12 protein-coding genes are annotated in these 8,687 nt (G+C 70.3%); 4 read left to right on the forward strand and 8 right to left on the reverse strand.

Annotation, left to right across the window (positions count from 1 at the left end):
* The 3 genes from ABZ070_RS33185 to galE all read right to left on the reverse strand — a co-directional run.
* On the reverse strand, positions 1-253 hold a 253-nt coding region (locus tag ABZ070_RS33185; RefSeq protein ID WP_356639391.1), incomplete at its 3' end, for a hypothetical protein.
* On the reverse strand, positions 217-390 hold the full coding sequence (locus ABZ070_RS33190) for a hypothetical protein (protein WP_356639393.1): 174 nt from the start codon (positions 388-390) through the stop codon (positions 217-219). The genes ABZ070_RS33190 and ABZ070_RS33185, both read right to left, overlap by 37 nt.
* A 183-nt stretch (positions 391-573) precedes the next feature.
* Positions 574-1,575: a UDP-glucose 4-epimerase GalE gene (gene galE / locus ABZ070_RS33195; RefSeq protein ID WP_356639395.1), complete on the reverse strand. Its 1,002-nt coding sequence runs from the start codon at positions 1,573-1,575 to the stop codon at positions 574-576.
* A 675-nt stretch (positions 1,576-2,250) separates the two neighbouring features.
* Between galE and ABZ070_RS33200 the strand changes: the two genes are divergently transcribed.
* Entirely contained in the window at positions 2,251-2,412 is a 162-nt protein-coding gene (locus tag ABZ070_RS33200; RefSeq protein ID WP_356639414.1) for a site-specific integrase, read from the forward strand.
* A 503-nt stretch (positions 2,413-2,915) separates the two neighbouring features.
* Here the strand turns inward: ABZ070_RS33200 and ABZ070_RS33205 are convergent.
* The 4 genes from ABZ070_RS33205 to ABZ070_RS33220 all read right to left on the reverse strand — a co-directional run bounded on the left by ABZ070_RS33205 (position 2,916) and on the right by ABZ070_RS33220 (position 5,372).
* Positions 2,916-3,815 carry an FAD-dependent oxidoreductase gene (locus ABZ070_RS33205; protein ID WP_356639397.1) on the reverse strand — a complete coding sequence of 300 codons (900 nt, stop codon included), beginning with the start codon at positions 3,813-3,815 and terminating at the stop codon, positions 2,916-2,918.
* On the reverse strand, positions 3,805-4,035 hold the full coding sequence (locus ABZ070_RS33210) for a ferredoxin (RefSeq protein WP_356639399.1): 231 nt from the start codon (positions 4,033-4,035) through the stop codon (positions 3,805-3,807). Before ABZ070_RS33210 ends, ABZ070_RS33205 begins: the two co-directional genes overlap by 11 nt.
* A gap of 111 nt (positions 4,036-4,146) precedes the next feature.
* Positions 4,147-4,785, reverse strand: a complete 639-nt coding sequence (locus ABZ070_RS33215) for a hypothetical protein (protein ID WP_356639401.1) — start codon at positions 4,783-4,785, stop codon at positions 4,147-4,149.
* A 131-nt stretch (positions 4,786-4,916) separates the two neighbouring features.
* Positions 4,917-5,372: a GNAT family N-acetyltransferase gene (locus ABZ070_RS33220; protein WP_356639403.1), complete on the reverse strand. Its 456-nt coding sequence runs from the start codon at positions 5,370-5,372 to the stop codon at positions 4,917-4,919.
* Positions 5,373-5,611: 239 nt separating this feature from the next.
* Between ABZ070_RS33220 and ABZ070_RS33225 the strand changes: the two genes are divergently transcribed.
* The 3 genes from ABZ070_RS33225 to ABZ070_RS33235 all read left to right on the forward strand — a co-directional run bounded on the left by ABZ070_RS33225 (position 5,612) and on the right by ABZ070_RS33235 (position 7,165).
* Positions 5,612-5,890 carry a hypothetical protein gene (locus ABZ070_RS33225; protein WP_356639405.1) on the forward strand — a complete coding sequence of 93 codons (279 nt, stop codon included), beginning with the start codon at positions 5,612-5,614 and terminating at the stop codon, positions 5,888-5,890.
* On the forward strand, positions 5,887-6,222 hold the full coding sequence (locus tag ABZ070_RS33230; RefSeq protein ID WP_356639407.1) for an ion transporter: 336 nt from the start codon (positions 5,887-5,889) through the stop codon (positions 6,220-6,222). The genes ABZ070_RS33225 and ABZ070_RS33230 overlap by 4 nt, the downstream gene beginning before the upstream one ends.
* A 76-nt stretch (positions 6,223-6,298) precedes the next feature.
* On the forward strand, positions 6,299-7,165 hold the full coding sequence (locus tag ABZ070_RS33235) for an oxygenase MpaB family protein (RefSeq protein WP_356639410.1): 867 nt from the start codon (positions 6,299-6,301) through the stop codon (positions 7,163-7,165).
* Here the strand turns inward: ABZ070_RS33235 and ABZ070_RS33240 are convergent.
* On the reverse strand, positions 7,140-8,537 hold the full coding sequence (locus ABZ070_RS33240) for a GH1 family beta-glucosidase (RefSeq protein ID WP_356639412.1): 1,398 nt from the start codon (positions 8,535-8,537) through the stop codon (positions 7,140-7,142). The genes ABZ070_RS33235 and ABZ070_RS33240 overlap by 26 nt on opposite strands.
* Between the last annotated feature and the right edge of the window lie 150 nt (positions 8,538-8,687).

The following is an 8,687-nucleotide window of genomic DNA, read 5'->3' on the forward strand; positions in this document are numbered from 1 at the left end:
GGCCAGGATCGACCGGCTCCACCAGGAGGCGGAGCAGGCCACGGAGAAATTCAACAAGGCCGGTGAACACGTCGAACACCTCAACGAGCAGGTTCAGCACGGTGCTGCCGGAGCGCAGGGCGAGCAGGCAGAACAGATCCAGCGCGGCGCGGTCGGCGGGCCCGGCCTCGGTGCCCCAGCGCTCCGGGCAGGCGTCGGCGGCCTGCTGCAGCTGCTCTACCAGTGCGACGATGTGGCGAGGCCCTCGGTCCACTCCAGCGACTCCTGCGGGATCAGGAGCTTGGCTGCGTACGCCACGCACCGCTCCCACTGGCGCTCGAACTTCTGCTTCACATCGGCCTCGTCAAGCATCGCCGCACCGACGTTCAGCGAGTCGCCCTGGCTGGTCAACCACGCGTTCCGAGCCGACTGCCAGCAGGAGAACCATCCCCCACGATGCCTACCGGAACGCACCGGCAGACCACCGGTGGGACACCGCGTGGCTCGCTCCTGCCCTGCAGCACCTGCTCGCCCTCGAAGCCGGCTTCCTCCCGGACCCGAGCGCCCGGGAGGAGTGAAGGCGGGAAGGGAGGATCAGTCCTCCAACAGCTCGTCGCGCACCGCAATCCAGTCCAGGGCGGAGCGGATGCCGTCCTCCAGGGACAGCTTCGGCGTCCACCCCAGCAACTCGGACGCCCGGTCGCTCTTGGTGAAGCCGCCGGCCACGTCACCGGGCCGGGGATCGGCATCGATGGTTACCAAGGGGGTGCTGACGACGTTGTTGAACGCGGCGCACAGCTCCCGAACCGTGGTGCCGGAGCCGGTCCCGAGATTGATCGCGATCGAGCGCTTCGCCCCCGTGAGGACGGAGTCGAAGCGCTCGATCGCCGCGATGTGGGCCGCGGCGAGATCCCAGACGTGCACGTAGTCCCGGATGCCCGAGCCGTCGCGCGTCGGGTAGTTCGTCCCCGTGATCGGGAACGGACGGCCTTCCTGATGTGCCTGGATGAGCACACCCAGGGCATGACTGGGCCGCTTGAGCTGGAGCCCGGTACGCTGCTTGGGGTCGGCCCCGACCGGGTTGAAGTACCGCAGCGACAGGACGCGCGGCCCCGCCACGGCGATGTCGGCGAACATCCCCTCGCACACGGCCTTAGTCCGCGCGTAGGGGCTCTGCGGCGCCAGCGGCGAGTCCTCGTTGACGGGCGAGCCGTCCTCGGCCTGGTAGATGGAGGCCGAGCTGCTGAAGATGACGCGGTCGCAGCCGTTGCGGTGCAGGTGGCTGACGAAGGCCAGGCTCTTGGCCACGTTCGCCTCGTAGTAGCCGATCGGGTCTGCGACGGACTCGGGCACCACGATCAGCGCCGCGCAGTGCACCACGGCACAAATGTCCGGGTGCTCCGCGAAGATCCGGTCGACCAGTGCGCCGTCCGCGATGTCGCCCTCGTAGAAGGTGCGGCCCTCGATGAACTCGCGGCGGCCCCGAACGAGACTGTCGAGGATCACAGGGGTGATGCCCGCGTCCAGACATGCCGAGGCGACAGTGCTGCCGATGTAACCGGCTCCCCCAGCGATAAGGACCTTCGCCTTCACCACGATGTTTCTCTCCCGGCCTCGTTCCAGCCCCAGTAGGCGACCGGCAGCAAGGCTAGCGGAGAAACCAGGCGCGGGAGGGGGCCTCTCGGCTGCCCCCGCCGGACTCGGTACACGGACGCTGGCGGCGGTGTCCGTGAACCCCCGCCCCCCGAGCGACGGCGGTTGGCAGACGCGGGCCGTACGCTCCAGGCGCCCGGACGGGGAGCATGACGGCCCCCGTCCGAGCGCGTTTGCCAGGTCCGGTGCCGTGCCGGGGCGATTCCCGGTTCTCCACGCCCGGTGTACAGCGGCGCCCCTACCGTCCAGCCCGACATGTGATCACGGGGGTGTGCGGAAGGAGCGGAACAGTGGGGCGCGATCTGGGCCTGGACGAGGTGGTGGACCACTTCACCCTGAACAGCGACGAGGCGTGCTGGTTACGGAACAAGACCGGCGCACCAGGCTGGGCTCTATCTGACAGTCCATGAGGCCGTGTACACCACGTCCAGCACGTACGGGGAAGGCCGCTTCGGCCCGTCCTGGATGGGATTACCTTCCCTCATTCACCACGGATGAGCGGGAGGTTCCATGCGGGTACAGCGCGTGCTGATGCCGGACTCGGAGGCCGAGTCATGGACCGTGCTCGGGAACAACCACGTGCCGGTCGCGCCGATCGAGCGCTACATAGCCTGAGAAATCACCGAATACGGCAAGGCGTACGCCCACGATCTGAAAGACTGGCTCGTCTACCTGGCCGGGCGGGGATTGGACTGGCGGTCGGTGACGCCGGAGGACGTCGCCGGGTTCGTGGGCTGGCTGCGACTGCCGCCGCTGCCCGGAACGGGAAGCTCGCCGTGATGCCCACGGCGAACAACTTCTGCGCGGAGTACAGCGTGAACCGCAAGCTCGCCGCGCTGTCGTCGTTCTGCGAGTACCCCGCCCCCACGGGGTGCCGCTTGGCGATCCGATGGTGACGATGCGGCCCGTCGGCCGCTGTGGTCGCGGCAGTTCCTACAAGCCATTCCTGGAACACATCGCCAAGAGCCGTCCGCAGAAGGTCGGCACGATCCGGCTGCAGCACCGCGTCGGCGACCGACGGTGCTGTCCACCGGAGACTCCCAGGCGGTGCTGGACGGGTGCGAACATCTGCGGGACTGGCTGCTTTTCGCGCTGCTCCTGGACACCGGGCTGTGCATCGGCGAGGCCCTGGGGCTACAGCACGAGGACATCGCGCTGGCCGAGCGGCAGGTGAGCGTCATCCCGCGCCGAACGCCAACCGGGTACGGGCGAAGTGCTGCGTCGTCGGTCCTACGGGGCCGACGGGGCATGCTGGCCCGACAGGTGCCACGGGGCCCACAGGCTCAACCGGACCTGCCGGAGAAGACGTCGACGTCGGCGCGAGCGTCTTCGGCACGCAAGAGCAGGTAATCGAGCAGGACGCTGAGAAGCAGATCACCTTCAACGACGACGCCTACGTCGTCGGTATGACGTTTGATCCTGCGACCTCGAGTCTCACGGTCAACACTCCCGGCCGCTACCTGATCAAAGCGCGAGTCTTCTGGCTCCAGTTGCCTAGGGATGGGTTCCGCCGTATCGACATCGAGGCCATCGTCGCTGAGGACGTTCAGACCACTGCTGACGTCTTTGAAAATACGCAAGAGGTATCCACGATTGTTCAGCTGAGTGCCGCGGCGCCCCTGGTCGGCGCGCTCGGCGACGGTGACGGGCAGGCCGCGTTCACGGCAGGCGGAGGCGATCTCCGAGCCGGTGAACCCGGCGCCGATGACAAAGACCCGTTTGGGTCCCTCGGCGAGCCGCCGTGCGAGCGCGGCGCCGTCGTCGCGGGTCCGCAGCACGAAGACGCCGTCGAGTTCCGCCTCGTCCTCGCGCGGCCACGGCCTGGCCCGCACCCCGGTGGCGATCAGCAGCCGGTCGTACGGCACCTCGTCGCCGTCGGCCAGCCGCACCCGCCTGGCGGCCATGTCCAGGCCGGTAGCCGGGACGCCGAGCCGCCAGGTCGCGTCGAGCGCCCGGCGTCTGGGCAGCGCGGTGCGGTCGGCGCCCGCCCCGCCCAGCAGCACCTGCTTGGACAGCGGGGGCCGGTCGTACGGCTCGTAGGGCTCGTCGCCGATCATCGTCAGCGAACCGGAGAAGCCCCTGTCACGCAGGGTCTCGGCAGCCCGCAGACCCGCCAGCGAGGCGCCGACGACGACGATGCGGCCCTCGCGCTTGAACCGTTCCAGGGATCCGTCACCGTTCATCGGACACCGCCTCGACCCGTGGTGTGTCGACCGCGTCGACGAGGATCGCCTGGACGGGGCAGGCCGCGGCGGCCTGCGCCAGCTTCGCGCGCTGCGCCTCGTCGGCCTCCGGGGTGTACAGCAGCCCCTCCTCGCCGTGCATGGTGAAGATCTCTGGAGCGAGGAACGCGCACTGCGCGTACCCCTGACAGCGGTTCAGGTCGACGACAAGCCTTACCAAGGGATCGGTCCTCTCCAATGGCGCGGTCACATCCACGCCACCACCCTGGGTGGCCCGACGGGATGCGGCGACGGGAGGGAAGCCGTTGGAGTGAGCGCTGCGGGCGGCGGCTCACGCCGGGGCGGCGGGCCGGGAACGGGCGGGCCGCCGGCCCAGCAGGATGTGCAGGCTGACAATGAGCGCCCAGGCCGGGAAGACCAGTTCGGACCAGGCCAGATCCGACCCCACCACGAGCAGCGTCAGCCCCGCCAGGTAGCCGAGGATCACGAGCGGGCGCGGGAAGACGCCGAGCCGGCGGCCGATGGTCGAGGTCGTGATGATGAACACCGCCGCCATCCGCATCGCATACGTGGTCAGCAAGGTGTAGGCGAAGTGGCGGCCGAAGGGCGAGTGCTGCTGACTCTCGTCGAGCACGGTCCCCGCCGCCGCGGCGCTGCCGAACAGGGTGGCGACGAAGACCAGGCCGCTGCCCAGGAACACCGTGGCGATGAACTGGTCCTCCCCCTCACCGGCCTGATCGCGCAGGGCGCCCATGAACCACAGGAAGGCGATACCGGCGAACGGGAGCAGCTCCAGCGCCGTCTGCACGGCGCGCCGTTGCCCGGCGTCGACGGCGACCGCGTCTCCGCCGGCCCCGCCCGGCAGGGCGAGCCGCACCAGGACGATCGCCGTGGCCATCAGGATCGCGAACACGACCCCGGCGATCCCGGCGGCCCGGGGTGTCCCGAGACGCTCGTGCTTCTGCTCCATGCTCCCTCGCTTCTGTCTGCACTGTTTCGTACAGACAGCAGCGATCCGGGAACTCGCGCCACCGGGGCGGCTCGGGAGGACGACCTCCGTGCGCCGTACAGGTCACGGACGACGCGGGCTGCCGGGTGCCGTCAGGAGAGCTGCAGTTTGAAACCGACGTGGGAGCCGACGAAGCCGAGGCGCTCGTAGAAGCGGTGGGCGTCGGGGCGGGCCGCGTCGGAGGTCAGCTGGACCAGCCGGCAGCCCTGGCTGCGGGACTCCTCGATCGCCCACTCGATGAACTGCTGCCCGAGGCCTTGGCCGCGCTCCGAGCTGTGGACGCGCACTCCCTCGATGATCGAGCGGGTGCTGCCGCGGCGGGACAGGCCGGGGACGACCGTCAGTTGAAGCGTGCCGACCACGGCATCGCCGCGTACGGCCACCATGAGGAACTGGTTCGGGTCGCCTTTGAGCCGCTCGTAGGCGCGCAGATACGGATCCAGGTCGTCGGGTGACTCGCGTGCCGCGCCGAGCGCGTCGTCGGCGAGCAGAGCCACGATCGAGGGGATGTCGTCCGCGAGTGCGGGCCTGATCACGATGTCCGTCATGCGCCGCATGCTAACCGGACACTCGTGCGGCGCCGGGTGCGGCCGTGCGCCGCGGGGTTCTGAACGTGCGCCGGCACGTGCCCGCCGGAGAGGCGGCGGAGCGATCGGGCAGATGTGCGGACCGTCCCCCGCCGGGTTGGCTTGTCGAACTACCGGGTGTGCGTCGCCTGCGCCACGGAAATGCGTGCGCAAGGCTGATCCAGTTCGCAGGTAACCGAAAGCACCGGGTGGGTAGGGGAATGAGCCTCGAGAGCACAGTCGCGGTCCCGGAAGCCGGCGGCCGTCGCAGCGAGGCGGCGCGACGGGCCCGCCTCCTGACGGACGCGCCGTGGTTCTCCACGGCGGCCGTGACCGCCATCGGGGTCAACGCCGTCCTCCTCGGTGCGGAGACGTACGCGGGCTTCGCCGACCGGTGGGCCGCCCAGATGACAGCGCTCGAACACCTGCTGCTCGGCGTCTTCAACCCGAGCACTACGGCTCCCTCGGCCGCGCCGCGCTCACCCTCTTCGTCCTCATGACCCTCGACGGACTGGGCGACGCCCTCTACGGCGGACTGCAGATCTCGCCGTGGGCCATCGTCTACTACGCCTCTTATGTGCTGCTCAGCTCGTTCCTGATGGTCAATCTGCTGATCGGCGTCGTCCTCGACTCGCTCGCGCAGGCACGGGAGATGGACGTACAGCGCCGCGCGCCCGCCGGGGCGGCCGCTCAGGGCGAGGCCGCGAACCCCGTCGGCCAGGAGCTGAGGGACCGGATCGCAGCCGCCCGAGCGGGGCTCGAGGCCCTGGAACAGCTGCTGCCCCAGGTCCCGGCACAACCGGACAAGTCAGGGGTCCCGGAGAACCCCTGAGGCTTGTGGGGCGCAAGTGCCGCAGGTCGCATACTGGGAGGTGCCGCACCGACCGCCGCACGCAGGGAGACCACCGATGAACAGGGCAGCAGCCGAGCCCCTGCCGCCACCGCCCGGCGGCGTGCTGTGGAGCCTCGCCGGTGACATCCGCGCCCTGCTCATGCTCCCCGCCGCCCTCACCCTGCAGGTCGCACGCCCGGCCGTCGGCGCCGGCGTCGACGAGCACTCCGTCTTCCGCACCGACCCCTGGGGACGCGGCGAACGCTCCCTGCGCTCGCTCCAGCTGTGGATCTACGGCGGTGAGGCGGCCGCCGAGGAGGGCCGCAGGCTCCGCCAACTGCACCGCACCATCCAGGGCACCGACGCCCACGGCCGCCGGTACCACGCGCTCGACCCCGCCCACTACTCCTGGGTGCACGCCACCGGCTTCCCCGTCTACCGGCACGCGGCCCGTTACCTCGTGCACGAACTCACCGAGGCCGAGGAGCGACAGCTGTACGCGGAGTGGCTCCAGGTCGGCCGGATCCTCGGCATCCACGACCGGGACATGCCGCAGACGATCGAGGAGTTCTGGCCGTACTACCGCAAGGTGCTCGCCGACGAACTCGAGGCGACCGTCGTCGTGCGCGAGCTGGTGGCCGTGGACCAGCCGGTGCCGCCGCCGGACCGGGGCCCCCTGCCGCTGCGGCTGACACTGCGCGCCCTGTGGCCGCTGCTGCTCCCGCCACTCGCCCGCTTCCGTCGGTTCATGACCATCGGGCTGATGCCGCCGGACGCCCGCGAGGCCATCGGCCTGCCGTGGACCGACCGGCAGGAGCGCAGACTGCGGCGCTTCGCCCGGGTCGTACGAGCAGTGGTGCCCGTGCTTCCCGAGCGTCTGCGCTACCTCCCGCTCGCCCGTGAGGCGCGGGCCAGGGTCAGGTCAGACCACCGCGCGCGATGACCTCCGCGTACCAGCGGGCGCTGTCCTTGAAGGTGCGGCGCTGGGTCGCGAAGTCCACGTGCACGATGCCGAACCGCTTGCTGTAGCCGTAGGCCCACTCGAAGTTGTCCAGCAGTGACCACAGGAAGTAGCCCCGCACGTCCGCGCCGTCCTCGATCGCCCGGTGCACCGCGGACAGATGGGCGTGCAGATACGCCACCCGCTCGGGGTCCTTCACCTCGCCGGACGGGTCCGCGTAGTCGTCGTACGCCGCCCCGTTCTCGGTGATCACCAGGGGCACGCCCGGCAGGTCGTCGCGCAGCCGGATCAGCAGTTCGTGCAGGCCGTCGGCGTCGACCGGCCAGTCCATCGCGGTGCGCGGACCGGGTGCCGGCAGGAACCGCACATGCTGCTCGGCGCCCGCCCACGGCGACGGGGACTCGGAGGTACCCGCGGCGACGACGGTGGGGGAGTAGTAGTTGATGCCCAGCGAGTCGATGGGGGTGGACGCCACCGCAAGGTCGCCGTCCAGCACGAACGACCAGTCGGTGACCGGCGCGGTGTCCCGCAGCAGGTCCTCCGGGAGCCGGCCGTGGAAGACGGGGTCGAGGAAGATGCGGTTGCCGACGGCGTCGATGCGGCGGGCCGCGTCCAGATCGGCCGGCGAGTCCGAATGGGACCGCACCGCATGGAGGTTGAGCGTCAGCGAGACCTCCGCGGACGGCGGCAGCTCGGCGCGCAGCACCTGCGCCGCCCAGCCATGTGCAAGGTTGAAGTGGTGCGCGGCCCGCAGTGACGCGACGGGGCTGGTGCGGCCGGGTGCGTGCACCCCGTTGCCGTAGCCGAGGAACGCGGCGCACCACGGCTCGTTGAGCGTCGTCCAGGTCGCCACCCGGTCGCCGAGCGCCTCGGCCATGATGCCCGCGTACTCGCCGAACCGCTGCGCGGTCTCCCGCTGCGGCCAGCCGCCGGCGTCCTCGAGTTCCTGGGGCAGATCCCAGTGGTAGAGCGTTGCCACCGGCCGGATACCGGCGTCCCGCAGCTCGTCGACGAGCCGGCGGTAGAAATCGAGACCCTTCTGCACGGCGGGCCCACGTCCGGTCGGCTGCACCCGTGGCCAGGACACCGAGAACCGGTAGTCGGTGACGCCGAGCCGGCGCATGAGGCCGACGTCCTCACGCATCCGGTGGTAGTGGTCGGCGGCGATGTCGCCGGTGTCGCCGTTGCGGACCTTGCCCGGGGCGCGGCTGAAGGTGTCCCAGATGGACGGAGTACGGCCGTCTTCGGCGGCGGCGCCCTCGATCTGGTAGGCGGCGGTGGCGGTGCCCCAGCGGAATCCGGCGGGGAACCGGAGCGTCGTTGTGGTGTCGGGCCGTGCGTCGAGCGCGGTCATGAGGTGGAACTCCCAGGAGTGAGATGTCTGAGCGGAGTGAGGAGGTAAGAGGCCCCAGGGTCTTTCGTTTGGATCAGGCCGGATCAGTGTGGGGGTCCCCCCACGCCCGCAGGGCGTAGGGGGAGGGGTCTGGTGCCGTGGATCGAGATC

Source organism: Streptomyces sp. NPDC006283, assembly GCF_040613325.1.
GTDB lineage: Bacteria > Actinomycetota > Actinomycetes > Streptomycetales > Streptomycetaceae > Streptomyces.